Origin of the sequence: Pseudomonas libanensis, from assembly GCF_001439685.1 — a bacterium.
Classification (GTDB): Bacteria; Pseudomonadota; Gammaproteobacteria; order Pseudomonadales; family Pseudomonadaceae; genus Aquipseudomonas; species Aquipseudomonas libanensis.
Genome location: NZ_JYLH01000005.1, coordinates 92,696 through 116,679 on the forward strand (window position 1 = coordinate 92,696; position 23,984 = coordinate 116,679).

General features: G+C 60.3%; 21 protein-coding genes. 16 read left to right on the top strand and 5 right to left on the bottom strand.

Translation table 11 applies throughout. From position 1 onward, the window contains the following. Positions 1-9 precede the first annotated feature (9 nt). The gene (gene rapA, locus TU73_RS09725) at positions 10-2,856 is read left to right on the top strand and encodes an RNA polymerase-associated protein RapA (RefSeq protein WP_057012008.1); all 2,847 of its coding nucleotides are present in this window, start codon (positions 10-12) and stop codon (positions 2,854-2,856) included. 747 nt (positions 2,857-3,603) lie between these two features. On the opposite strand, the gene TU73_RS09730 is transcribed toward rapA, so the two are convergent. Then, positions 3,604-4,950, bottom strand: coding sequence for a spinster family MFS transporter (locus TU73_RS09730; protein WP_057012009.1), 1,347 nt, complete (start codon positions 4,948-4,950; stop codon positions 3,604-3,606). 250 nt (positions 4,951-5,200) lie between these two features. Here TU73_RS09730 and TU73_RS09735 point away from each other — a divergent pair, with 250 nt between their 5' ends. Together TU73_RS09735 and TU73_RS09740 are read left to right on the top strand one after the other, a co-directional pair. After that, on the top strand, positions 5,201-5,569 hold the full coding sequence (locus TU73_RS09735) for a YkgJ family cysteine cluster protein (protein WP_057012010.1): 369 nt from the start codon (positions 5,201-5,203) through the stop codon (positions 5,567-5,569). Between the two features lie 138 nt (positions 5,570-5,707). Further along, on the top strand, positions 5,708-7,972 hold the full coding sequence (locus TU73_RS09740) for a putative bifunctional diguanylate cyclase/phosphodiesterase (RefSeq protein ID WP_057012011.1): 2,265 nt from the start codon (positions 5,708-5,710) through the stop codon (positions 7,970-7,972). A gap of 224 nt (positions 7,973-8,196) precedes the next feature. Here TU73_RS09740 and TU73_RS09745 read toward each other — a convergent pair whose 3' ends face one another. Beyond that, a complete protein-coding gene (locus TU73_RS09745; protein ID WP_057012012.1) occupies positions 8,197-8,499 on the bottom strand; it encodes a DUF2288 domain-containing protein in 303 nt (100 codons plus the stop codon). A gap of 341 nt (positions 8,500-8,840) precedes the next feature. Here TU73_RS09745 and TU73_RS09750 point away from each other — a divergent pair, with 341 nt between their 5' ends. The 9 genes from TU73_RS09750 (at position 8,841) to TU73_RS09790 (ending at position 16,539) form a co-directional block, all read left to right on the top strand. Beyond that, the gene (locus TU73_RS09750; protein ID WP_046071338.1) at positions 8,841-9,968 is read left to right on the top strand and encodes a branched-chain amino acid ABC transporter substrate-binding protein; all 1,128 of its coding nucleotides are present in this window, start codon (positions 8,841-8,843) and stop codon (positions 9,966-9,968) included. A 227-nt stretch (positions 9,969-10,195) separates the two neighbouring features. Continuing rightward, positions 10,196-11,119 (top strand): high-affinity branched-chain amino acid ABC transporter permease LivH, encoded by a 924-nt coding sequence (gene livH / locus TU73_RS09755; RefSeq protein ID WP_003193535.1) that lies wholly within the window; start codon positions 10,196-10,198, stop codon positions 11,117-11,119. Beyond that, positions 11,116-12,369, top strand: coding sequence for a high-affinity branched-chain amino acid ABC transporter permease LivM (locus TU73_RS09760; RefSeq protein WP_046071337.1), 1,254 nt, complete (start codon positions 11,116-11,118; stop codon positions 12,367-12,369). The genes livH and TU73_RS09760 overlap by 4 nt, the downstream gene beginning before the upstream one ends. Next, positions 12,366-13,133 (top strand): high-affinity branched-chain amino acid ABC transporter ATP-binding protein LivG, encoded by a 768-nt coding sequence (gene livG / locus TU73_RS09765; protein ID WP_057012013.1) that lies wholly within the window; start codon positions 12,366-12,368, stop codon positions 13,131-13,133. The genes TU73_RS09760 and livG overlap by 4 nt, the downstream gene beginning before the upstream one ends. 1 nt (position 13,134) lies before the next feature. Further along, the gene (locus TU73_RS09770; protein ID WP_046071335.1) at positions 13,135-13,836 is read left to right on the top strand and encodes an ABC transporter ATP-binding protein; all 702 of its coding nucleotides are present in this window, start codon (positions 13,135-13,137) and stop codon (positions 13,834-13,836) included. A gap of 249 nt (positions 13,837-14,085) precedes the next feature. Continuing rightward, complete coding sequence (locus TU73_RS09775; protein ID WP_057012014.1) at positions 14,086-14,382, top strand: BufA1 family periplasmic bufferin-type metallophore; 297 nt, start codon at positions 14,086-14,088, stop codon at positions 14,380-14,382. A 23-nt stretch (positions 14,383-14,405) separates the two neighbouring features. After that, the gene (bufB, locus tag TU73_RS09780; RefSeq protein WP_057012015.1) at positions 14,406-15,284 is read left to right on the top strand and encodes an MNIO family bufferin maturase; all 879 of its coding nucleotides are present in this window, start codon (positions 14,406-14,408) and stop codon (positions 15,282-15,284) included. Then, positions 15,281-16,057, top strand: coding sequence for an HvfC/BufC N-terminal domain-containing protein (locus TU73_RS09785; RefSeq protein ID WP_057012016.1), 777 nt, complete (start codon positions 15,281-15,283; stop codon positions 16,055-16,057). Before bufB ends, TU73_RS09785 begins: the two co-directional genes overlap by 4 nt. After that, the gene (locus TU73_RS09790; RefSeq protein WP_057012017.1) at positions 16,054-16,539 is read left to right on the top strand and encodes a DoxX family protein; all 486 of its coding nucleotides are present in this window, start codon (positions 16,054-16,056) and stop codon (positions 16,537-16,539) included. Before TU73_RS09785 ends, TU73_RS09790 begins: the two co-directional genes overlap by 4 nt. Here TU73_RS09790 and TU73_RS09795 read toward each other — a convergent pair. After that, positions 16,536-17,444, bottom strand: a complete 909-nt coding sequence (locus TU73_RS09795; protein ID WP_057012018.1) for a LysR family transcriptional regulator — start codon at positions 17,442-17,444, stop codon at positions 16,536-16,538. The two genes, TU73_RS09790 and TU73_RS09795, sit on opposite strands and share 4 nt — an antisense overlap. Positions 17,445-17,546: 102 nt before the next feature. Here TU73_RS09795 and TU73_RS09800 point away from each other — a divergent pair, with 102 nt between their 5' ends. The 3 genes from TU73_RS09800 to TU73_RS09810 all read left to right on the top strand — a co-directional run bounded on the left by TU73_RS09800 (position 17,547) and on the right by TU73_RS09810 (position 20,633). Continuing rightward, positions 17,547-18,146 (top strand): short chain dehydrogenase, encoded by a 600-nt coding sequence (locus TU73_RS09800; RefSeq protein WP_057012019.1) that lies wholly within the window; start codon positions 17,547-17,549, stop codon positions 18,144-18,146. A gap of 95 nt (positions 18,147-18,241) precedes the next feature. Continuing rightward, positions 18,242-18,913 (top strand): COG3650 family protein, encoded by a 672-nt coding sequence (locus TU73_RS09805; RefSeq protein WP_057012020.1) that lies wholly within the window; start codon positions 18,242-18,244, stop codon positions 18,911-18,913. A 106-nt stretch (positions 18,914-19,019) separates the two neighbouring features. Continuing rightward, on the top strand, positions 19,020-20,633 hold the full coding sequence (locus TU73_RS09810; RefSeq protein WP_057012021.1) for an NAD(P)/FAD-dependent oxidoreductase: 1,614 nt from the start codon (positions 19,020-19,022) through the stop codon (positions 20,631-20,633). Between the two features lie 132 nt (positions 20,634-20,765). On the opposite strand, the gene TU73_RS09815 is transcribed toward TU73_RS09810, so the two are convergent. Next, positions 20,766-21,860 (bottom strand): PLP-dependent cysteine synthase family protein, encoded by a 1,095-nt coding sequence (locus TU73_RS09815; protein WP_057012022.1) that lies wholly within the window; start codon positions 21,858-21,860, stop codon positions 20,766-20,768. A gap of 216 nt (positions 21,861-22,076) precedes the next feature. Here TU73_RS09815 and nhaA point away from each other — a divergent pair, with 216 nt between their 5' ends. Then, on the top strand, positions 22,077-23,252 hold the full coding sequence (gene nhaA, locus TU73_RS09820; RefSeq protein WP_057012023.1) for a Na+/H+ antiporter NhaA: 1,176 nt from the start codon (positions 22,077-22,079) through the stop codon (positions 23,250-23,252). Positions 23,253-23,327: 75 nt separating this feature from the next. Here nhaA and TU73_RS09825 read toward each other — a convergent pair whose 3' ends face one another. Then, entirely contained in the window at positions 23,328-23,792 is a 465-nt protein-coding gene (locus tag TU73_RS09825) for an outer membrane lipoprotein (RefSeq protein WP_003189251.1), read from the bottom strand. Positions 23,793-23,984 lie beyond the last annotated feature (192 nt).

Below are 23,984 nucleotides of genomic sequence, written 5' to 3' on the forward strand. Positions count from 1 at the left end.
TCAGGCAGCATGGCGCAGCAGTATCAACCGGGGCAACGCTGGATTAGTGACAGCGAAGCAGAGCTGGGGTTAGGCACCGTTCTGGCACAGGACGGGCGCTTGTTGACCGTGCTCTATCCGGCCACTGGCGACACCCGCCAGTATGCGCTACGGAATGCGCCCCTCACTCGCGTGAGGTTTTCGCCGGGTGACACCATCACCCATTTCGAAGGCTGGAAAATGACCGTACAGGAAGTCGACGACGTCGATGGCCTGCTGGTCTACCACGGCCTGAATGGGCAGAACGAGCAGGTCACCCTGCCGGAAACCCAACTGTCCAACTTTATCCAGTTCCGCCTGGCCAGCGACCGTCTGTTCGCCGGGCAGATCGACCCGCTGGCCTGGTTCTCGCTGCGCTACCACACCCTGGAACACACCAGCCGCCAACTGCAGTCCTCGTTGTGGGGCCTGGGTGGCGTGCGCGCGCAACCTATTGCGCACCAATTGCACATTGCCCGTGAAGTCGCTGACCGTATCGCGCCGCGGGTATTGCTGGCTGACGAAGTGGGCCTGGGCAAGACCATCGAAGCGGGCCTGGTGATCCATCGCCAACTGCTCTCGGGCCGTGCCAACCGCGTGCTGATCCTGGTCCCGGAAAACCTGCAGCACCAGTGGCTGGTGGAAATGCGCCGCCGCTTCAACCTGCAGGTCGCGCTGTTCGACGAAGAGCGCTTTATCGAAAGCGATGCCACCAACCCGTTCGAAGACACCCAGCTTGCACTCGTTGCGCTGGAATGGCTGGTGGATGACGAGAAGGCCCAGGACGCGCTGTTCGCGGCGGGCTGGGACTTGCTGGTGGTCGATGAAGCCCACCACCTTGTATGGCATGAAGACAAGGCCAGCGCCGAATACAGCCTGGTCGAGCAGCTTGCCGAGGTTATCCCAGGCGTGCTTCTGCTGACCGCCACCCCGGAACAACTCGGCCAGGACAGCCACTTTGCGCGCCTGCGCCTGCTCGATCCAAACCGTTTCCACGACCTGCAAGCCTTCCGCGCCGAGAGCGAGAACTACCGCCCGGTGGCCGAGGCCGTGCAGGAACTGCTGGACAAGGGCCGCCTGTCACCGGCCGCGCACAAGACTATTCAGGGTTTCCTCGGTAACGAAGGCGAAGCCCTGCTCACCGCCGTCAACGATGGCGACAGCGAAGCCAGCGCCCGCCTGGTGCGTGAACTGCTCGATCGCCACGGCACCGGCCGCGTGCTGTTCCGCAACACCCGTGCCGCCGTGCAAGGCTTCCCCGAGCGCAAGCTGCACGCCTACCCCCTGCCGAACCCGGATGAATACCTCGAATTGCCTTTGGGCGAACACGCCGAGTTGTACCCGGAAGTCAGCTTCCAGGCGCAACCGGACATTGAGGAAGAAAACCGCTGGTGGCGCTTCGACCCACGGGTCGAGTGGCTGATCGACCAACTGAAAATGCTCAAGCGCACCAAGGTCCTGGTGATCTGCGCCCACGCCGAAACCGCCATGGACCTGGAAGACGCGCTGCGCGTGCGCTCCGGCATCCCGGCCACGGTGTTCCACGAGGGCATGAACATCCTCGAGCGTGACCGCGCCGCCGCCTACTTCGCCGATGAAGAGTTCGGTGCACAGGTGCTGATCTGTTCGGAAATCGGCAGTGAAGGCCGCAACTTCCAGTTCTCCCACCACCTGGTGTTGTTCGACCTGCCGTCCCACCCCGACCTGCTGGAACAGCGTATCGGCCGTCTGGACCGGATCGGCCAGAAACATGTGATCGAGCTGCACGTACCGTACCTGGAAACCAGTCCGCAACAGCGCCTGTTCCAGTGGTATCACGAAGCACTGAATGCCTTCCTCAACACCTGCCCGACCGGCAACGCCTTGCAGCATCAGTTCGGCCCGCGCCTGCTGCCATTGCTGGAAGCTGCCGACGACGGCGAGTGGCAAGCCCTGATCGACGAAGCCCGTGCCGAGCGCGAACGTCTGGAGCAGGAGCTGCACACCGGTCGTGACCGCTTGCTGGAACTCAATTCCGGCGGTGCCGGTGAAGGCGATGCGCTGGTCGAAGACATCCTCGAGCAAGACGACCAGTTCGCCCTGCCGATCTATATGGAAACCCTGTTCGACGCCTTCGGCATCGACAGCGAAGACCATTCGGAAAACGCGCTGATCTTGAAGCCCAGCGAAAAAATGCTCGACGCCAGCTTCCCCCTGGGTGACGACGAGGGTGTGACCATCACCTACGACCGTAACCAGGCACTGTCGCGCGAAGACATGCAGTTCATCACTTGGGAACACCCGATGGTGCAAGGCGGCATGGACCTGGTACTGTCCGGCTCCATGGGCAACACCGCCGTGGCGTTGATCAAGAACAAGGCGCTCAAACCGGGCACTGTGTTGCTGGAATTGCTCTATGTCAGCGAAGTGGTGGCGCCGCGCTCGCTGCAACTGGGCCGCTACCTGCCACCGGCCGCCCTGCGCTGCCTGCTGGACGCCAATGGCAATGACCTGTCGGGGCGCGTGTCGTTCGTGACCTTGAACGACCAACTGGAAAGCGTGCCACGGGCCAGCGCCAACAAGTTCGTACAGGCCCAGCGCGACCAGCTCACGCCGCGCATCAACGCCGGTGAAGAGAAGATCGCCCCGCGCCACGCCGAGCGTGTGGCCGAGGCCAAGCGGCGCCTGGCCGCAGACACCGACGAAGAACTGGCGCGCCTGACCGCGTTGCAAGCGGTCAACCCCACCGTGCGTGACAGCGAGTTGGTCGCCTTGCGCAACCAGCGCGAGCAAGGCCTGGCCATGCTCGATAAAGCGGCACTGCGACTGGAAGCGATTCGGGTGTTGGTGGCGGGTTGATTACTGCCTGAATAAGAAAGGCCCGCATACAATGCGGGCCTTTTTTATGTGCCTTCAGGGCCCATCGCGGCATAGGTATCTACACAACTCTATAGCGCTCAACGGTAACCACGATGCGAAGCGAGCCGCTCTTGATCTTGATCTCAGGCGCCCCGTTAAACCACGCTGGCCGGAATTCGACAGGGATTTGGGGGGTAAACCGGCAGGGATGCCGGTTTAGCCGCCCCGCGCCATGGATGGCGCGTGGCGGCGACCCCCCAAATCACTGGCGAATTACGGGCACACCGAGCCTAGGCGAGGTGCAGAGTGGTGGGGCAAGAGCCCTTTGGTTACTTTGGGGCTCTTTTCCAAAGTGACCCGCTGTCAGAGCGGAACCCTAAGTGGCCGTTACCGCAGGAATGGATATGTACCCGGTATAGCTGTGTCGCCTGTCAGGCCGCCTTCGCGAGCAAGCCCGCTCCCACAGTTTGATTGCGGGGTGTCAGGTAGATTGGCATCGGCTGGCAGGCCGTCATCGCAGGCAAGCCAGCTCCCACATTTGGATCGCGGTGCGTCAGCTAGATCAGCGTCGGCTGTCAGGCCGTCACGGGAGCAAGCTCCCTCGCCACAGATTTAGCCTCGTGCCGAAGTTGTGTAGATACCTATGCCCATCGCGGGCAAGCCCGGCTCCCACAGCTGACCGAGCAAGGTTCAGTCAACTCGGTCAAAGGTGGGAGCTGGCTTGCCTGCGAAGGGGTCACCGCGGTCTCACGCCGTTGCCGCAGCCGCCGGCACCTCAACCGCACTCAACCCTTCCTTCATGCGCTTGGCATCACGCACAAAACTGCGTGATGCCTGGAACAGAAACAGCATGGTCAAGAACAGCGCCACCGGAATCAGGTACATGGCGTCATGCAACCCCACGGCTTTATAAGCCTCAGTCATCTGCTCCGCTCCCGCCGCATACATTGCCGCATGGGCAAAGTGATCAGACAGCCCGCCCACCACGATCGGTCCCATCCCGCCGCCCAGCAAATACAACCCGGCAAAGAACAGCGCCATTGCCGTAGCGCGCAAGCGTGGTTCGACCACGTCCTGGATCGCCGTATAAACGCAGGTGTAGAAGTTGTAGGCAAACAACCAGCCCACACTGAACAGCGCGACAAACACGCCAATTTCTATACGCCCGGCATGCAAGGCCCAGGCGGTAGTCACTGTGGAGATAATCAAGCTGCACGCGGCAAACAGCAGGCGACCATTGGCGACCCGCTGATGGATCTTGTCGGCGATCCAGCCACCCAGGGTCAAGCCCACCAAGCCGGTCAAGCCGACAATCACACCGGTCGCGACAGCCGCATCCTGCAATGGCATCAAGAAATACCGTTGCAGCATCGGCACCAGGAACGAGTTGCACGCATAGGTGGCAAAGTTAAAGCACAACCCGGCCAGCACCAGCCACAGAAAGGTCGGCACAGCCAGCACGCGACGGATCGGGCGGTCGACGCGCTCCTGGGAGACTTGCACGGTTTCCGCCGCGCCGCGCTTGGGTTCTTTTATATAGAACATGAACACCGCCAGGATCAGCCCCGGCACCGCCGCGATAAAGAACGGCGCGCGCCAGCTGTCGAACGCCTTGACCATCGCACCGATCGTAAAGAACGCCAGCAACAGCCCCAACGGCAAACCAAGCATGAAAATGCCCATGGCGCGCGCGCGGCGGTGGGCGGGAAACAGGTCGCCAATCAGCGAATTGGCAGCCGGTGCATAGCTGGCCTCGCCAATGCCAATGCCCATGCGCACCAGCAGGAAGGTCCAGAAACTGCCGACCAAGCCGTTGACCGCCGTCAGCCCGCTCCAGGCGAACAGGCCCCAGCCCATCAATTTGCTGCGTGAGCCGGTATCGGCCAGGCGCCCGAGCGGCAGCCCGGCGATGGCGTAGACAATGGTAAAGGCGGTGCCGATGATCCCGAGCTGGAAGTCGCTCAGGTGCCATTCCATACGGATGGGCTCGATGATGATCGCGGGGATGGTGCGATCGAAGAAATTGAACAGGTTGGCGAGGAACAGCAGGAACAGAATGCGCCAGGCATTCGCCGCTTGGGTCGAGTTCTGCATGGGTCCGTCTCTTTTATTGTTATGAGAGCTGCGATGCCCGACGCATCCTGCCCGGTTCCTGCAACATAATCAGGCTGGCAGCGGTTGTCTGTAATGATTCGTAAAGCTGATAGGGCATGATTTCGCCCGGTAACGCGGGATTTCACCCACAAAAATATAAGTGCTTGCCCCCCTTCCCAATGGCCTTGGCACGGATAGAATGGCGAGCCTTCCGTAGTACCCCCCTCTTACCTTCTTATCGATGACGCCCATGTCCGAAGCCAGTCCGTGTCTGAATTGCGGTGCCTGCTGTTCATACTTTCGTGTGTCTTTCTTTTGGGGTGAGTGCGCCTCATCCGGGGGTACGGTGCCCGATGACCTGGTGGTGCAGATCAACCCCAGCCGAGTGGCGATGATCGGTACCGACCAGAAGCCCGCACGGTGTTGCAGCCTTGAAGGTGAGGTCGGGCAGGCAACCAGTTGCTCGATCTATGAACAGCGTTCCAGCGTATGCCGCGAGTTCGATTCTTCCTGGAGCCAGGGGGTGCAAAATGTCGACTGCGATGCGGCGCGCGCCGCGTTCGGCCTGGCACCCCTAGAGGAGCAACACTTCGAACTGGCATTGCCCATCAGCGCTTAGCACCAAACGCTATGTGCGACATGCCAAAATCATTGAAATCAAAGTGCCATTATTCATGGCAAATACCACGAGGCTTCTATACTCGACGTCATAGGTCATCGCTTCTGGCAGTGACGTGGCTTCAAGACGGGATAAGCTATGGAATGGCTGGGTCAGCATTTTTTTACCGACCTTCCAGACAGCGGGCATTTATTACTCAATTGCAGTCATAACCCCTTTCTGGTGCTGCTCGCCTACCTGGTCGCCTGTGCAGCGGGTTTCGGTACGCTGGACATGGCCGAACGCGTCGGCCATGTCGAAGACCCCACCGCCCGCCGTCATTGGTGCTGGCTGGGAGCGGGTTGCCTGGCGGGCGGAATCTGGTCGACCCACTTCATCAGCATGCTGGCCTTCCAGGCCCCTGTCGCTATTCACTACGAATTGCTCACGACCTTCGCTTCGCTGCTGATCGCCCTGATCGCTGCGCTATTGGCCATGCAAACCCTCAGTCATGCCCATTTGCGGCTCCATCAATACCTGCTGGCCTCAGTGTGGATGGGCCTGGGCATCGCACTGATGCACTACGTGGGCATGGCAGCCATGCGCTCCCAGGCCCAGGTGTACATTGAATCGCGGCTGTTCATGGCGTCGGTGGCGATTGCCATCGGTGCCAGCCTGGCGGCATTACTGCTGTCCAGGTACCTGCGCAACGGTGCCGGGGTCTTTCATCAATTGCTCAAATACGCCGCCAGCCTGGTGCTGGGTGCAGGAATCCTGACCATGCATTTCACTGGCATGGCCGCCATGCAAATGCTGGTACTCAATGATGCGGACCTGTCGCTGCCGGTGGATAACAACCCGATTCAACTGGGCCTGTCGGTGGCGGTGATTACCTTGCTGGTGATCGGCAGCAGTGTCAGCGCAGCCCTGGCGGACAAAAAACTGCAACACAAGGAGCATGACCTGCGCCGGGTCAACGCGCTGCTCAGCGAACTGGACCAGGCTCGCGCCTCGCTGCAGCAGGTGGCCCACTTCGACGCATTGACCAATTTGCTCAACCGCCGCGGGTTCAATCAGATCTTCGCGGAAAAAGTCGTAGAAAAAACGCGAAATAAAGGGATGATGGCGGTGATCTTCCTCGATATAGATCACTTCAAGCGAATTAATGACAGTCTTGGGCACGATGCCGGCGACCAGTTGCTCACCGTATTGGCCGGGCATATCAAAAGCTCGGTACGCAGCCATGAGGATGTGGTCGCACGGTTTGGTGGCGATGAGTTCTGTATCCTGATCAATATCCATCACCGCGACGAAGCACGGCATATGGCCCTGCGCATCATGCAGAAAATGAAAGAACCCATCGAACTGGCCGGCCGACGCATGGTGATGACCACCAGCATCGGCATCAGCCTGTTCCCGGATGATGGCCAGACCTGCGAAGAGCTGCTTAAAACAGCGGACCTGGCGCTTTATCAATCCAAGGACGCCGGGCGCAACAGCCTACACTTCTTCAGCTCCAACCTGAAAAACCGCGCGTTCCTGGAACTGCAGTTGGAAGAAGAGCTGCGCGCTGCCCTGCGCGCACGCAGTGGGTTGGTGCTGTTCTATCAACCGATCTTCGACATGAAGCTTGCCAAGGTCACGCGCCTGGAAGCCCTGGTGCGCTGGCAGCATCCGCAGCACGGGCTACTGGCACCGGACCGCTTTATCGGCATCGCCGAGAATAACGGGCTGATCGCGGAGCTTGACCACTGGGTACTGCGCCAGGCCTGTCATGATCTGAGCCTGCTGTCTGACCGAGGCTACACCGAACTGACCATGGCGGTGAACTGCTCGGCGCTGAACCTGGCCCGGGACGAGCTGGCCGATGAGATCGAAGCCGCCCTGCGCTTCGCCGCTGTGGCTGCCAACCGCCTGGAGCTGGAAGTCACCGAAAATGCACTGATGGGCAATATCAGCAGCACCCTGGCGCTGTTGCGGCAAATCCGTGCGTTGGGCGTCTCCCTGGCGATCGATGATTTCGGCACTGGCTATTCATCCCTGGCCTACCTCAAGCGCTTGCCGCTCAACACCTTGAAAATCGACCGCTCGTTTATCCAGGACATACCGAGGTCCAGAGCAGACAGCGAAATCGTCCAGGCGATTATCGGCATGGCCCACACCCTGCACTTGCAGGTGGTCACAGAAGGTGTGGAAACCCAGGAGCAATTCGAGCTGCTACTCAAACATGGCTGCGACTATATCCAGGGCTACCTGCTCAGCCCGGCGGTGCCCTTCAACGAGATCATCGGCGTGATTCAAGGCATTGCGCTGCGCAACCCGCTTCACCCATTCAGCGTGGAAGGCGCCACGGCCCCCCCACCGCCGAACGACCCTGCGCCGGCGCGCATCGGCCCGCCTTCAATCGTCAGGTCAATTCGCTGAGACCGAGCGTTCGAATGGACAGTCCAGTCGCTGAATCCAGCGCCCTGGCACACCCGGGAACAATTCGTCCTCGATTTCCGGTCGGTATCAACTGTTCCCGTGACGTTTACGTCACCGTCGGCTGTGACCTTTCTCTACGGCAAGATGCCATCACCGGCCGGGCGGTTACTCCGCTACACACTTGCAGAGGTAGAAAAGGCGCACCTTTTTAGTGCGGTCAATTCTTACGCTGCCCTTTCCTGGATCAGGATCCAAGGCGACACGACCACCGCCCACAGGCTCGGGTCGCGCCCCACCAAGTCCAATGCCCGCGTTGCAGACACTTCGCCAAGGCTCCCCGCAGCCAGCCAGGCGGCGACTTTCTCACGGTTGTCCTCGGCCATTCCCTCAGCCGCTTCGATCAGATCCAGGCCGGCGTCGACCCACAATAGGGCACCCTTGGCAAAGAACGGCTCGAGCTCCTTCCAGGAAATTTCGGCGGTTTCACCGAGCAGCTTGGCATAGAGGGTGCTAGGTTCTTGCGTCATGGGAGTTCACCTGAGTAAAAAATCGGCGCAATCATAGCCTCGTAACCCAGGCAGAAAAACCCAGTAGCAAATGAGGTAGCGATTGAAAGTGCCAGGAAAGCCAAGGAATGCCTTAAAGGCTGATATGAACCCGCCGCAATTCTGTCTTTTTCTTTCATTTAAGCGACATAGCGGTGGTATGCCCCCAGCTGCCAGCTTTTCAAGCGATCAACCGGCGCTCTACACTGTACCGGTACAGTTGCCAGGGCAATGCCGGGGGGATATCCGCGATATCTGATCCGGTTCTGCAGCTCACAAGGCCGCTAGAACTATAAAAAATACAACAGTAAGAGTGGAGCACTATGAATAAGGCTACTAAGCAGATTTCCAAACTGTTTGCCGCTATGGTCCTGGCTGGGGTTGCCGGCCATTCGTTCGCAGCCGACACCATCAAGATCGGCATCGCCGGTCCCAAGACCGGTCCGGTAACGCAATACGGCGACATGCAATTCATGGGTGCCAAGCAGGCAATCGCCGACATCAACGCCAAAGGCGGCGTAGACGGCAAAATGCTTGAAGCCAAGGAATACGACGACGCCTGCGATCCGAAGCAAGCCGTGGCCGTCGCCAACAAAGTGGTCAACGACGGCGTCAAGTTCGTAGTCGGTCACCTGTGCTCCAGCTCCACTCAGCCAGCGTCGGATATTTATGAAGACGAAGGCGTCATCATGATTACCCCAGCCGCCACCAGCCCGGAAATCACCTCCCGTGGCTACAAGCTGATCTTCCGCACCATCGGCCTCGACAGCGCGCAAGGCCCAGCGGCCGGCAACTACATCGCCGACCACGTGAAGCCGAAGATCGTTGCCGTGCTGCACGACAAACAGCAATACGGTGAAGGCATCGCCAGCGCCGTGAAGAAAACCCTTGAAGAGAAAGGCACCAAGGTTGCCGTCTTCGAAGGCCTGAACGCCGGTGACAAGGACTTCTCCTCGATTATCCAGAAACTCAAGCAAGCCAATGTCGACTTCGTCTATTACGGCGGCTACCACCCTGAGCTGGGCCTGATCCTGCGCCAAGCCAAGGAAAAAGGCCTGAACGCCAAGTTCATGGGCCCTGAAGGTGTCGGCAACGACTCCATCTCGCAAATCGCCCAGGGCGCTTCCGAAGGCCTGCTGGTGACCCTGCCGAAATCCTTCGACACCGACCCTGCCAACAAAGCCATCGTTGAAGAGTTCGCCAAGAACAAGCAGGACCCAACCGGTCCGTTCGTGTTCCCGGCCTACTCGGCCATTGAAGTCATTGCAGGCGGCATCAAGGCGGCCAAGAGCGAAGACACCGCCAAAGTGGCCGAGGCCATCCACGCGGGTACCTTCAAGACCCCTACCGGCGACCTGAGCTTCGACGCCAAGGGCGACCTGAAGGACTTCAAGTTCGTGGTCTACGAATGGCACTTCGGTAAACCAAAAACCGAAGTTTCCCCTCAGTAAGCCAGGCATTACTGGTCAACAAGCCCACTGTGCAAGCAGTGGGCTTTGTTTTACGAGGTTTATGGGCCATGTCACCCGCGATCCGGGCGCTGGCTCACCTGAAAATCTTAAAACCGTCACCAGCGGTTCGCTGGCAAACGCTTTGTGCAACCTGCTCACAGAACAGGGCACCGAGCCGGAAATGACTCCACCAGTGAAATGCGTATCGGGTTTTTAGGAGCGCTGTAATGCCTGAGATCTATCATTTTTTCCAACAGCTGGTTAATGGCCTGACCATTGGCAGCACCTATGCCTTGATAGCCATTGGCTACACAATGGTTTACGGCATCATTGGAATGATCAACTTCGCCCATGGCGAGGTGTACATGATTGGTTCCTACGTGGCCTTCATCGCCCTCGCCGGGCTGGCCATGATGGGGATCCACTCCCTGCCGCTGTTGATGACCGCTGCGTTCCTGGCATCGATCATCGTGACCAGTGCCTATGGCTACAGCATCGAGCGGGTTGCCTATCGTCCCTTGCGTGGCAGCAACCGTTTGATCCCGCTGATTTCTGCCATCGGCATGTCGATTTTCCTGCAGAACACCGTATTGCTGTCCCAGGACTCCAAGGACAAGTCCATTCCCAACCTGATCCCGGGGAGCATCTCCTTCGGCCCGGGTGGCGCACAAGAAGTGCTGATTTCGTACATGCAGATCCTGGTCTTCGTCGTCACCCTGGTGGCCATGCTGGGCCTGACCCTGTTCATCTCCCGCTCCCGTCTGGGGCGCGCCTGCCGGGCCTGCGCCGAAGACATCAAGATGGCCAACCTGCTGGGCATCAACACCAACAACATCATCGCCCTGACCTTCGTCATTGGTGCCGCACTGGCGGCCGTGGCGGCCGTGTTGCTGAGCATGCAATACGGCGTGATCAACCCCAACGCCGGTTTCCTGGTGGGCCTGAAGGCCTTTACCGCAGCGGTATTGGGCGGCATCGGCAGCATTCCGGGCGCCATGCTCGGCGGGCTGGTGCTGGGAGTGGCCGAAGCCTTTGGCGCCGATATCTTCGGTGACCAGTACAAGGACGTCGTGGCGTTCGGCCTGTTGGTTCTGGTGTTGTTGTTCCGTCCGACCGGCATCCTGGGTCGTCCGGAGGTTGAGAAAGTATGAGCAGATATCTTAAATCGGCGTTTTTCAGCGCCTTGCTGGTATGGGCCGTGGCCTTTCCGGTACTCGGTCTCAAGCTGAGCATTGTCGGCATCAACCTGGAAGTGCATGGCACCGGTCCCGTGACCCTGGCGGTCATCGCCCTGTGCTCGGTGCTGATGTTCCTGCGCGTGCTGTTCACCCAGCAGGTCGGTGCCTTGTTCAAGGGCAATCGTGGTCCATTGGTGTCGCCCAAGGTCAGTCAATTCCTTACCCTGCCGCGCACCCAGCGCTACATCATCATCGGCCTGATTATCGCCGCGCTGATCTGGCCGTTCTTCGGCTCCCGCGGTGCGGTCGATATCGCCACCCTGATCCTCATCTACGTGTTGCTGGGCCTGGGCCTGAACATCGTAGTGGGCCTGGCCGGCCTGCTCGACCTGGGTTATGTGGGCTTCTACGCCGTGGGTGCCTACACCTACGCGCTGCTCTCACATTACCTGGGCTGGAGCTTCTGGATCTGCCTGCCACTGGCCGGTATGGCGGCGGCGACGTTCGGCTTCCTGCTGGGCTTCCCGGTGCTGCGCCTGCGCGGTGACTACCTGGCGATCGTGACCCTGGGCTTTGGTGAAATCATCCGTCTGTTCCTGCGTAACCTCACCGATATCACCGGTGGCCCCAACGGTATCAGCAGCATCCCCAAGCCGACGTTCTTCGGGTTGTCGTTTGACCGTACCGCAGCCGAAGGCATGCAGACCTTCCACGAGTACTTCGGGATTGCCTACAACCCGGTCAGCAAAGTGGTGTTCCTGTACCTGGTGGCGCTGTTGCTGGCGCTGGCGGCACTGTTCGTGATCAACCGCTTGCTGCGCATGCCCATCGGCCGCGCCTGGGAAGCGTTGCGCGAAGATGAAATCGCCTGCCGTGCCCTGGGCCTGAACCCGACCATCATCAAGCTCTCCGCATTCACCCTGGGTGCCGCGTTCGCTGGTTTTGCCGGTAGCTTCTTCGCCGCCCGCCAAGGCCTGGTAACCCCCGAGTCGTTCACCTTCATCGAGTCGGCGATCATCCTCGCCATCGTGGTGCTCGGTGGCATGGGCTCGCAACTGGGCGTGATCCTGGCGGCGATTGTGATGATCCTGCTGCCGGAAATGATGCGTGAGTTCAGCGAATACCGCATGTTGATGTTCGGCGCCTTGATGGTGCTGATGATGATCTGGCGCCCTCAGGGCCTGCTGCCCATGCAACGTCCACACATGGAGCTGCGCAAATGAGCCGCGAGATCCTGAAAGTCGAAAACCTGAGCATGCGCTTCGGCGGTTTGCTGGCGGTCAACGGCGTAGCCCTGACCGTGAAAGAGAAACAGGTTGTAGCACTGATCGGCCCCAACGGCGCCGGTAAAACCACAGTGTTCAACTGCCTTACCGGCTTCTACAAGCCCAGCGGTGGCAGCATCCTGCTGGACGGCCAGCCGATCCAGGGCCTGGCCGGCCACGAAATCGCCCGCAAGGGCGTGGTGCGCACCTTCCAGAACGTGCGGCTGTTCAAGGACATGACGGCAGTCGAGAACCTGTTGATCGCCCAGCACCGCCATTTGAACACCAACTTCTTCGCAGGCCTGTTCAAGACCCCGGCGTTCCGCAAGAGCGAGCGCGAGGCCATGGAATACGCGGCGTACTGGCTGGACAAGGTCAACCTGACCGAGTTCGCGAACCGCCCCGCCGGCACCCTCGCCTATGGGCAGCAGCGTCGCCTGGAGATCGCCCGTTGCATGATGACCCGCCCGCGGATCCTGATGCTCGACGAACCCGCCGCCGGCCTGAACCCCAAGGAAACCGAAGACCTCAAGGCGCTGATCAGCGTGCTGCGTGAGGAGAACGACGCCACGGTGCTGTTGATCGAACACGACATGAAACTGGTCATGAGCATTTCCGACCACATCGTCGTGATCAACCAGGGCACGCCGCTGGCCAACGGGACGCCGGAACAGATCCGCGACAATCCTGAAGTGATCAAAGCCTACTTGGGGGAAGCGTAAAATGCTGCAATTCGAAAACGTTTCCACTTTCTACGGCAAGATCCAGGCCCTGCACGACGTCAATGTGGAAGTGCGCCAGGGTGAGATCGTCACCCTGATCGGCGCCAACGGCGCCGGCAAATCGACCCTACTGATGACCCTGTGCGGTTCGCCCCAGGCCCACGGCGGCAGCATCCGCTACATGGGTGAAGAGCTGGTGGGCAAGCACTCCGCCGAGATCATGCGCAAGAGCATTGCCGTGGTACCGGAAGGTCGTCGGGTGTTCTCGCGACTGACCGTGGAAGAGAACCTGGCCATGGGCGGGTTCTTCACCGACAAGGGCGACTACCAGGAGCAAATGGACAAGGTGCTGCACCTGTTCCCGCGCCTCAAGGAACGCTTCAGCCAGCGCGGCGGCACCATGTCCGGCGGTGAGCAGCAAATGCTCGCCATCGGCCGGGCGCTGATGAGCAAGCCCAAGCTGTTGCTGCTGGACGAGCCCTCCCTGGGCCTGGCACCGATCATCATCCAGCAGATCTTCGACATCATCGAACAGCTGCGCAAGGACGGGGTGACGGTGTTTTTGGTGGAGCAGAACGCCAACCAGGCGCTGAAAATCGCTGACCGTGCCTATGTGCTGGAGAATGGCCGGGTGGTGATGCAGGGGACTGGCGAGCAACTGCTGACGGACCCGAAGGTGCGGGAGGCGTATCTCGGCGGCTAAGACCCGGTAACTGAGTAAACCGGATCTAAATGTGGGAGGGGGCTTGCCCCCGATGGCAGGCTGATAGTCACTGCATCTGGTGACTGAACCACCGCTATCGGGGGCAAGCCCCCTCCCACATTTTTTGTGTGAACCGAAAGATTCTGGAATTATTTTCGAACTCTTTGTAACGAACTCACCCCCCCTCTCTCTAGTGGTGCAAGCAGGCAATCAAGCCCGCTCATTCAACCCACTGCTGGAGTTATACCCATGACTACCAAACTGTCCGCCGCCTCCCTCATCCTGGCCCTGGGCTCGGCCCTGAGCCTGTCCGCCCTGAGCACCACTGCCCACGCGGCCGACGACATGCAGAAATGCTTCGGCGTGGCTGAAGCCGGCAAGAACGACTGCGCCGCAGGCGCCGGCACTTCCTGCGCCGGCACCTCCAAAACCAAAGACCAGGCCAACGCCTGGAAACTGGTGCCCGCCGGCACCTGCACCCAGACCCCAAGCACCACTTCGCCGACCGGTTTCGGCCAGGAAGCCGCCTTCACCGCCAAGTCCTGATCCCGTCGCGAGCCTGAGTACTGATGATGACGCCAACACCCGACTCCATGGTCTCACCGGCTCAGGCACCTGGCCTGCCCTTGCGGGCCGGGCTGGGGCTGAAGACCGAGCACTTTACCCAGGTGCTCGAGACCTGCCCCGACATCGGTTTTTTCGAAGTGCACGCCGAAAACTACATGGTGGCCGGCGGCCCGTTTCATCACTACCTGGGCTTGATCCGCGCACAGTACCCACTGTCACTGCACGGCGTGGGCCTGTCCATCGGCGGCGAAGGCCCACTGGACCGTGAGCACCTGGCACGCCTGGCCACGCTGATCGAACGCTATCAACCCCAGTCTTTTTCCGAACACCTGGCCTGGTCCAGCCACGGCCCGGTGTTTCTCAACGACTTGCTGCCCCTGGCCTACGACGCCAGCACCCTGAGCCGGGTATGCGCCCACGTCGATCAGGTACAAAGCACCCTCAAGCGGCCGATGCTGTTGGAGAACCCCTCGACCTACCTGCAGTTCCAGCGCTCCACCCTGGACGAGACCGACTTCATCGGCGAGATCATCCGCCGTACCGGTTGCGGCCTGCTGCTCGATATCAACAACGTCTATGTCTCCTGCATCAATCACCAGCGCGACCCACTTGCCTATATCGACGCCCTGCCATTGCGCGCAGTCGGTGAAATTCATCTGGCCGGTTTTGCCGAAGACACCGACAGCCTGGGCGACCGCCTGCTGATCGATGACCACGGCGCGCCTATCGATAACGCCGTGTGGCAGCTGTACGAACAGGTGCTGGCACGGACCGGGCCGGTAGCCACGCTGATCGAACGGGATAACCAGGTGCCGGCGTTCAGCGTGCTGAAGGCAGAGGCCCAGCAAGCCCAATGGTATTTGTCGCAGGTGGCCCGATGAGTATTCAACAGGCATTTGCCCAGGCCTTGCTGGCGACCGATGCAGTCTGTCCCGAGGGTTTGTTCAGCAGCAACGGTGCCGACCCGGCAAGCCGCTTCGCGGTGTATCGCAATAATGTCCACAGCTCGCTGATCGAGGGGCTGGCATCCGCCTATCCGGTGGTGCGACGACTGGTCGGCGATGAGTTTTTCCATGCCATGGCCGGCCTGTACGTCCAGGCTTATCCGCCCATTAACCCGTTGATCAGCGAATACGGCAGCTCTTTGGCTGACTTTATCCAAGGGTTTGAGCCGGCTTCGAGCGTGCCTTACCTGGCAGATATAGCGCGATTGGAACGCCTGCGGGTTCGCGCCTACCACGCGGCGGATCGCCAGGCGCTGGACCAGCCCAGCGTTCTTCAACAACTGCAAGGCGCAGAGCAACTGGGGCACCTGCGTGTGCAACTGCACCCATCGCTCGCCACGCTGAACTCCCCCTACGCAATCGTCGCGGTATGGGCCGCGCATCAGGCCGAGGACGCTATCGCCATGTTGAACCCCTGGCATGCCCAGGGCGCACTGGTCTTGCGCCAAGGGCTGGCGGTCAAGGTTTTCGCCATCGACAGTGGCTCGGTCATCTTTATCAATAGCCTCAAGCACGGCGCCAGGCTAGAGGTGGCCGTTACCAATGCGCTTGAAAACGCGACCGAATTCGACCTGCACCAATGTCTCACGCTGCTGATCAGCCATGACGCCATCACTCATTTGCATCTGGATCAAAAGGTATCGCCATGAACACGCCCGCTCCCTGCCTGGTAAAACGGGCCGTCGCCCTGTTCGAAAACATCCCCTACAGCCTGATCGCGTTTATTGCGCGCTTCTCCATTGCAGCAGTCTTCTGGAAATCCGGGCAAACCAAAGTCGAAGGCTTTGCCATTGACCTGGTCAGCGGCACATTCCAATGGGGCGAGCCCAAGCTTGCTGCGTCGGCGTTGTGGCTGTTTCGCAGCGAGTACCACGTGCCGTTGCTGGCACCGGAAGTGGCCGCGCATATGGCGACCTTTGCCGAGCATTTTTTCCCGGTGCTGATCCTGCTGGGGTTGGCTACGCGCTTCTCGGCCCTGGCCCTGATTGGCATGACCTTGATCATCCAGTTGTTCGTCTACCCTGAAGCCTATCCGATACACGGCACCTGGATTGCGCTGCTGTTGCTGCTGCTCGCCAAGGGACCGGGCAACCTGTCCATCGACCACTTGATCGCCCGTCGCTTACGTTAAAGTCGATCCAACGCCTCGCCGCTGCGCCTGAACCAGTCCACCAGGTAATCGGCCAATACCTGGGTACGCCGCGGCAGGCCACCCTGGTAGGGATGCACCAGGTACATCGGCATGCTGCGCGTCTGATAGTCGCGCAGGAGCCAGCGTAACCGGCCGTCAGCCAGTTCCTTCGGTAATACGTAGGACGGCAGGCGCGCGATACCGGCGCCTACCAGCGCGGCTTTTTTCAACAGGTTGTAGTGGTTGGAGGCAAACGTGCCGCTTACCCGCACCCGCAGCAATTCGTGTTGCTGGTGATACAACCATTCCTCGCGGCCGCTGTAGTGACTGTTGAGCAAACAGATGTGTGTCGCCAGGTCCGCCGGGGTCAGTGGTTCGCCGTGCTGTTCCAGATAGGCCGGGCTGGCGCAGGTCATCTCGCGCCACGCCAGCAGAGGCTTGGCCACCAGGCGTTCATGTTCGATGGCACCCGAGCGTACGCCCAAGTCAAAACCATCCCGGGCCAAGTCGCGGTAACTGTTGTCAAGCTCCAGTTCGACCTGCACCTGCGGGTATTGCTTGGAGAACTCCAGCAATAAGCCATCAAAGAAGGTCTCACCCAACGAGACCGGAACGGTCATGCGCACAGGGCCGGTCAAATCATCTTTGAGCCGCGCCAACGCCTGGCGAGCGCGCTCCACTTGCACCACCAGCGCTTGTGCCTGGGGCAGCAACGCCGCGCCGGCAGCGGTGAGGCTCAGTTTGCGCGTCGTACGGTGCAGCAGCACCACGGCAAACTGCGCTTCCAACTGGCTGATGCGCTTGGACAGCTGCCCCTTGCTGCAACCCAATTGCTCGGCCGCCAAGGTGAAGCTGCCAGCTTCAATCAGCACCGCGAAGGCCACCAGGTCATCTATCTCGCTCATGGATTGTTTCCATTTGAGAACCAAAGGTTGCCTATTAGCGCGTTTATCCGCTGAAAAAGCCACACTAGACTGAACCTTCACTTACCTTGGAGGAACAGCACGATGAAAATCCTATTGATTGGTGCCAGCGGCACAGTTGGTTCGGCGGTGAAGGCGGAACTGGTCCAGCGTCACGAAGTGATCAGCATCGGTCGCACCAGCGGCGATTTCCAGGTGGACATCAGCGACAGCGCTTCGATTCGTAAATTGTTTGAACAAACCGGCAAGTTCGACGCACTGGTTTGCGCAGCGGGCAGCGTCAATTTCGTAGCCTTGGGCGAGATGAGCGAAAGCGACTTTGAACTGGGCCTGCGTGACAAGCTGATGGGCCAGGTCAATCTGCTGCTGATCGGCCGTGAGTATGCCAACGATGGCGCTTCGTTCACCTTCACCAGCGGCATCCTGAACCGTGATCCGATCCGCACCGGCGCCTCGGCGGCGTTGGTCAACGGTGCACTGGACGCATTCGTCAAAGCGGCGGCCATTGAATTGCCACGTGGCCTGCGTATCAATGCTGTGAGCCCGACCGTTCTACTGGAAGCCATGGGCAGCTATGCACCGTATTTCCGTGGCTACAAACCAGCTCCAGCTGCCGATGTGGCACTGGCTTACGCAAAAAGCGTCGAGGGCCTACAAACCGGCCAAACCTTTATCGTAGGCTGAATTTGATATCTGTCAGAAACACCTGAAGCCGGCGAGCGGGCTTGTGATGCAGCGCCAGCCTGCGTAACGTGGCGGCACTTGTTTGGAGACCCAATATGCGTGCCGCCCGTACCCTCGCCCTGTGTGCCTTGCTTCCTTTGTTCGCCGCTTGCCAGCTGTTCGAAAGCGAGCCAGCCAAACCGTCTACCGTCGGGCTGACCCGCATGCAGGGTGAACTGACCGCGGTGGACGGCAAGCTGTTGTTCCAGCCGTGCGGCGACCAGCGTAACTACGCGGTCAAGGATACCGGCGGCACCAGCATCCTGCAGGAAGCGGCCTCCCTGGCCGGCCAGCAAGGCGCACTGTTCGCCGACCTGCGCGGCAAGTTTTCCGGGGTTGCCACCGGCACCCAGGGCGAAGTCGAGCTACAACAGCTGTACCGCGTCGAACGTTCGACCTCCGCCTGTGCCGACCCGGACTTCAAGCGCATGATCCTGCGCGCCAACGGCCATAAACCGGCCTGGGCGATGAACGTCACGGCCAAGGGCATGGTGCTGGAACGTGAGGGCCAACCGCCGCTGGCAGTGCCGTACGTCGAAGAACAGCTGGGCGACGGCCGCTTCAACCTGATGACCGAAGCCAATAACCAGCACATCGAACTGTGGGTGGCGCCCCAGCGCTGCGTCGACAGCGTGAGCGGCAGCCTGCAACACATGAGCGCCGAGTTGCGGGTCAACGGCCAGGTGCAGCGTGGTTGCGCAGCCTTTGGCGGCTCGCGGGACGACTGATTCGACCCTACGCTGTTTTAACCTGACGGAAAGTCGCCATTGGGGCTTATAATCGCCGGTTTGCAAAACAGCCGGCCTTCTCGCCCGCCGCCTACCGGATCCTGTCATGTTACGAATCACCGAACTCAAGCTGCCCATCGACCATCCCGAAGAAGACCTGCGGCCAGCCATCGTGCAGCGCCTGGGCATCGCCAGTGATGACCTGCTCGATTTCACCCTGTTCAAACGCAGCTACGATGCCCGTAAAAAATCGTCGGAGCTGTGCTTCATCTACACCATCGACTTGAACGTGAAGGGCGAAGCCGCCCTGCTGCTCAAGTTTGCCGACGACCGCAACGTCAACCCGGCCCCCGACATCAGCTACAAGGTGGTGGGCCAGGCGCCGGCAGATCTGGTCGAGCGGCCGATCGTGGTGGGGTTTGGTCCCTGCGGGATCTTCGCCGGGCTGCTGCTGGCACAGATGGGCTTCAAGCCGATCATCCTCGAGCGCGGCAAGGAAGTGCGCCAACGCACCAAGGACACCTGGGGCCTGTGGCGTAAAAGCGTGCTTAACCCCGAATCCAACGTGCAATTCGGTGAAGGCGGCGCCGGCACTTTCTCTGACGGCAAGCTGTACAGCCAGATCAAGGACCCGAAATTCCATGGCCGCAAGGTGCTGCACGAGTTCGTCAAGGCCGGCGCGCCGGAAGAGATCCTCTACGTCAGCAAGCCCCATATCGGCACCTTCCGCCTGACCGGCGTGGTGGAAAACATGCGCGAGCAGATCATCGCCCTCGGCGGTGAAGTGCGCTTCGGGCAACGCGTCACCGATGTGTTGATCGAAGAGGGGCAGTTGAACGGCGTGGTCGTCGACGGCGGCGAGCAGATTCTCTCCAGGCATGTAATTCTTGCCCTGGGCCACAGCGCACGTGACACCTTCCGCATGCTCCATGGCCGCGGCGTGTACATGGAGGCCAAGCCGTTCTCGGTGGGTTTCCGTATCGAACACCCGCAGTCGCTGATCGACGCCGCACGCCTGGGCAAGTACGCTGGCCACCCGAAACTGGGCGCAGCCGACTACAAGCTGGTGCACCACGCCAAGAACGGCCGTTCGGTCTATAGCTTCTGCATGTGCCCGGGCGGCACGGTGGTGGCCGCGACCTCGGAACCCAATCGCGTCGTTACCAACGGCATGAGCCAGTACTCGCGCAACGAGCGCAACGCCAACTCCGGCATTGTGGTCGGCATCACGCCCGACGTGGATTACCCGGGTGGCCCGTTGGCCGGTATCGAGTTGCAGGAGCGCCTGGAGTCCCACGCCTACATCCTCGGCGGCAGCAACTACGAGGCACCGGCGCAGTTGGTGGGCGATTTTATCGCCGGCAAACCGTCCACCGCCTTAGGCAGTGTGGAACCTTCCTACAAGCCCGGCGTATCCCTGGGCGACCTGGCCCTGGCCTTGCCGGACTTCGCCATCGAAGCCATCCGCGAAGCCTTGCCGGCGTTCGAGAAGCAGATCAAAGGGTATTCGCTGCACGATGCAGTGTTGACGGGGATCGAGACCCGCACGTCATCACCGTTGCGCATCACCCGCGATGAGTCGATGCAGAGCCTGAACGTAAAAGGCCTGTTTCCGGCCGGGGAAGGTGCGGGTTATGCCGGTGGGATCCTGTCGGCGGGTGTTGACGGGATTCGGATCGCCGAGGCGTTGGCGCGGGATATGCTGGGTATCGAAGCCTAAAGCACTCTGTCGGCAAGCATAAATCCAATGTGGGAGCTGGCTTGCCTGCGATACGGTGGTCCAGTCGATAAACTTGTCGACTGACATTCCGCTTTCGCAGGCAAGCCAGCTCCCACACTGTTTTGTAGGGTGTCAGATATTAGCGCGCATGATGTTACCGGGTAGCGGTTCACCCTGCTCGACACTCGCCCCAACCGCCGTGATCAGGCTCTGCAGCTCATAGCCCTGCCCCGCCAGCCATGCTTGATCGTAATAGGTTGTGGCATAGCGCTCACCGCCATCGCACAAGATCGCGACAATCGACCCCGACTCCCCCGCCGCTTTCATCTGTTGCGCCGCTATCAAGGCGCCGATCAGGTTGGTCCCGCTGGAACCGCCGACCCGTCGTCCCAAACGCCCAGCCAGGTAATGCATGGCCGCCAATGACAAGGCGTCTGGCACCTTGACCATTGCATCAATCACCGCTGGCAAAAACGAGGCTTCCACCCGCGGGCGACCAATCCCTTCGATCCGTGAGCCACACTCCAGGCGCAGGTTGGCGTCGCCGCTCTGGTAGAAGTCGAAGAACACCGAACGTTCGGCATCGGCACACAGCACGCGGGTGCAATGCTGGCGATAACGCACATAACGGCCCAGGGTCGCGGTAGTGCCGCCAGTGCCGGGGCTGGAAATCAACCAGCTGGGCTCCGGGTGCTGTTCAAAGCGCATCTGCTGGAAAATCGACTCGGCGATGTTGTTGTTCGCCCGCCAGTCGGTAGCACGTTCGGCATAGGTGAACTGGTCCATGAAATGACCGCCACCTTCCTTGGCCAGGCGCTCGGATTCAGCGTAGATCTGCGTCGGATCCTCAACCAGATGGCTCTTGCCACCATAAAAGGCGATCTGGGCGATCTTCTCCTGGGACGTGGTAGCAGGCATGACTGCGATGAACGGCAAGCCCAGCAGGCGAGCGAAGTAGGCTTCGGAGATCGCCGTGGAACCGCTCGATGCTTCAACCACCGGGGCGTCTGGCTTGAGCCAGCCATTGCACAGTGCGTACAGGAACAGTGAGCGGGCCAGACGATGTTTCAGGCTGCCGGTGGGGTGGCTGGACTCGTCCTTGAAGTACAACTCGATGCCTGGCAACCCCGGCAGCGGCAACGGAATCAAGTGGGTGTCGGCGCTCCGCTGGAAGTCCGCTTCAATGATGCGAATGGCTTCGCGGGCCCAGGTACGGTGGTCGCTCATGGTAGGTTCTCTAAAGGTTTTCAGCCTTGATCTTAAGATGTTTCCTACACTCCACACAGATACAGTACCGACTCAATTGGACACACACTTGCTAGTCTTTGGCGCGTCGACAACCCGGCCGGTTTCTTATAACAAATAAGAATATAACTTTTGTTTTAACAACTAACAGTACGGGTTAGGGTACCCACCTATTGAACCTGGAATGGAGAGCATCCCTTGCCTCTGCGTAGCACTTTCACCCGTTTCTTCCAGCTGGAAGCCGCCAGTGGCCTGTTGTTGATCGCCGCTGCCGCCTTGGCGCTGATCATTAACAACTCGCCGTTGTCGCACCTGTACAACGCCTTCCTCGAGACCCCAGTGGTCACGCAGGTGGGAGCGTTGAGCATCGCCAAGCCGGCGCTGCTGTGGATCAACGACGGCCTGATGGCCCTGTTCTTCCTGTTGATCGGCCTGGAGGTCAAGCGCGAACTTCTTGATGGCCACCTGTCCAAGCCTTCCCAAGTAGTACTGCCCGGCGCAGCAGCCATCGGCGGCATGGTGGTGCCGGCACTGATCTACTGGGCGCTGAACAAGGACAACCCCGCCGCCCTCGCCGGCTGGGCGATCCCCATGGCCACGGATATTGCGTTCGCCCTGGGTGTCCTGGCCCTGCTGGGCAAGCGCGTACCGGTGTCGCTGAAGCTGTTCCTGATGACCCTGGCAATCATTGACGACCTCGGTGCCATCATCGTCATTGCGCTGTTCTATTCCGCCGATTTGTCTGGCGCATCCCTGGCTGGCGCGGGGGCGTGCTTGATTGCCTTGATTGCGATGAACCGCCTGGGCGTGATCAAGCTTGGGCCGTACCTCATCGTTGGCTTGATCCTGTGGGTGTGCGTACTCAAGAGCGGTGTGCATGCCACGCTGGCCGGCGTGACCCTGGCGTTCTGCATTCCACTGCATACCAAAAATGCCGAAACCTCACCGCTGTTGACGCTGGAACACGCCCTGCACCCCTGGGTGGCCTACGCCATCCTGCCGCTCTTCGCATTCGCCAATGCTGGCGTCTCCCTCAGCGGCGTCAGCCTGGACAGCTTCACCCACCACGTGCCCATGGGCATCGCGGCCGGCCTGTTGATCGGCAAGACCGTCGGTGTGTTCGGCCTGACTTGGCTGGCGATCAAGACCGGTATCGCGTCACTGCCCAGCGGCGCCAACTGGGGCCAGGTGCTTGGGGTGGCGATCCTGTGCGGTATCGGCTTCACCATGAGCCTGTTTGTCGGCTCCCTGGCGTTTGTGCCGGGTGCCAGTGAGTTTGCTGGTGAGGACCGCATGGGCATTCTGACCGGGTCAATCCTGGCGGCCTTTATCGGGTACGCGGTGACGGCAATGGCGAGTCGCAAAAAAGCCTGACCCTCTGGGAAAACAGTATAAAAAAACCCCAACCGGTCACCCGGCTGGGGTTTTTCTTTGCCTGCTCGCCAGCGCTTAGCGAGTAACGCGGCTGGTACCGTCAACGGTCATGATGCGTACGCGGTCGCCGATGCGGAAGATTTCATTTTCCTGCACGGCTTGTACGTAGGCACGCATGCTGCCGTCGTCTTCGCGAACGGTGATTTCCACGCCCTGGGTACGGGTCAGGCCTTCTTCGGTGGCCGAGCCCAACAGGCCACCAGCGACCGCGCCGATCACCGCGGTGACGATGCTGCCACGGCCGCCACCGATGGCGCTGCCGCCAACGCCGCCGATGACTGCGCCTGCAGCGCCGCCGATTGGGGTCTTGGTGCCTTCGATTTTCACCGGACGCAGGGATTCGATGGTGCCCATGCGCACGGTCTGTACACGACGCGCCTCATCGCGAGAGTACGAATCGCCGGTCAGACTCGAGGCGCAGCCACCCAGGAGCAACGACAGGGTGGTAAAGCAGGCAACTAGTAAAACGGACTTACGCATAGCATCAACTCCAAAGGACAGGTATTCATTAAACGCTCTGGTTTGGCGCCTGTCACGGCAAGCCAGGCAAAAAATTGTTTTCATTCAGCCTGAGTACAGACTGCCAGCACCGGAAAACTCGACGAACGGTAACCACGGTTATGGCGCCGAACGATGCCATAACCTGTTTGATCAGTGTAGCCGCGCAGCCGA

Coding starts and splice junctions, on each gene's coding strand:
- TU73_RS09825 (WP_003189251.1), bottom strand. CDS start 23,792: ATGCGTAAGTCCGTTTTACTAGTTGCCTGCTTTACCACCCTGTCGTTG.
- rapA (WP_057012008.1), top strand. CDS start 10: ATGGCGCAGCAGTATCAACCGGGGCAACGCTGGATTAGTGACAGCGAA.
- TU73_RS09815 (WP_057012022.1), bottom strand. CDS start 21,860: ATGAGCGACCACCGTACCTGGGCCCGCGAAGCCATTCGCATCATTGAA.
- livG (WP_057012013.1), top strand. CDS start 12,366: ATGAGCCGCGAGATCCTGAAAGTCGAAAACCTGAGCATGCGCTTCGGC.
- TU73_RS09730 (WP_057012009.1), bottom strand. CDS start 4,950: ATGCAGAACTCGACCCAAGCGGCGAATGCCTGGCGCATTCTGTTCCTG.
- TU73_RS09800 (WP_057012019.1), top strand. CDS start 17,547: ATGAAAATCCTATTGATTGGTGCCAGCGGCACAGTTGGTTCGGCGGTG.
- TU73_RS09740 (WP_057012011.1), top strand. CDS start 5,708: ATGGAATGGCTGGGTCAGCATTTTTTTACCGACCTTCCAGACAGCGGG.
- TU73_RS09760 (WP_046071337.1), top strand. CDS start 11,116: ATGAGCAGATATCTTAAATCGGCGTTTTTCAGCGCCTTGCTGGTATGG.
- livH (WP_003193535.1), top strand. CDS start 10,196: ATGCCTGAGATCTATCATTTTTTCCAACAGCTGGTTAATGGCCTGACC.
- TU73_RS09785 (WP_057012016.1), top strand. CDS start 15,281: ATGAGTATTCAACAGGCATTTGCCCAGGCCTTGCTGGCGACCGATGCA.
- TU73_RS09790 (WP_057012017.1), top strand. CDS start 16,054: ATGAACACGCCCGCTCCCTGCCTGGTAAAACGGGCCGTCGCCCTGTTC.
- TU73_RS09745 (WP_057012012.1), bottom strand. CDS start 8,499: ATGACGCAAGAACCTAGCACCCTCTATGCCAAGCTGCTCGGTGAAACC.
- TU73_RS09775 (WP_057012014.1), top strand. CDS start 14,086: ATGACTACCAAACTGTCCGCCGCCTCCCTCATCCTGGCCCTGGGCTCG.
- TU73_RS09770 (WP_046071335.1), top strand. CDS start 13,135: ATGCTGCAATTCGAAAACGTTTCCACTTTCTACGGCAAGATCCAGGCC.
- bufB (WP_057012015.1), top strand. CDS start 14,406: ATGATGACGCCAACACCCGACTCCATGGTCTCACCGGCTCAGGCACCT.
- TU73_RS09750 (WP_046071338.1), top strand. CDS start 8,841: ATGAATAAGGCTACTAAGCAGATTTCCAAACTGTTTGCCGCTATGGTC.
- TU73_RS09795 (WP_057012018.1), bottom strand. CDS start 17,444: ATGAGCGAGATAGATGACCTGGTGGCCTTCGCGGTGCTGATTGAAGCT.
- TU73_RS09810 (WP_057012021.1), top strand. CDS start 19,020: ATGTTACGAATCACCGAACTCAAGCTGCCCATCGACCATCCCGAAGAA.
- TU73_RS09805 (WP_057012020.1), top strand. CDS start 18,242: ATGCGTGCCGCCCGTACCCTCGCCCTGTGTGCCTTGCTTCCTTTGTTC.
- TU73_RS09735 (WP_057012010.1), top strand. CDS start 5,201: ATGTCCGAAGCCAGTCCGTGTCTGAATTGCGGTGCCTGCTGTTCATAC.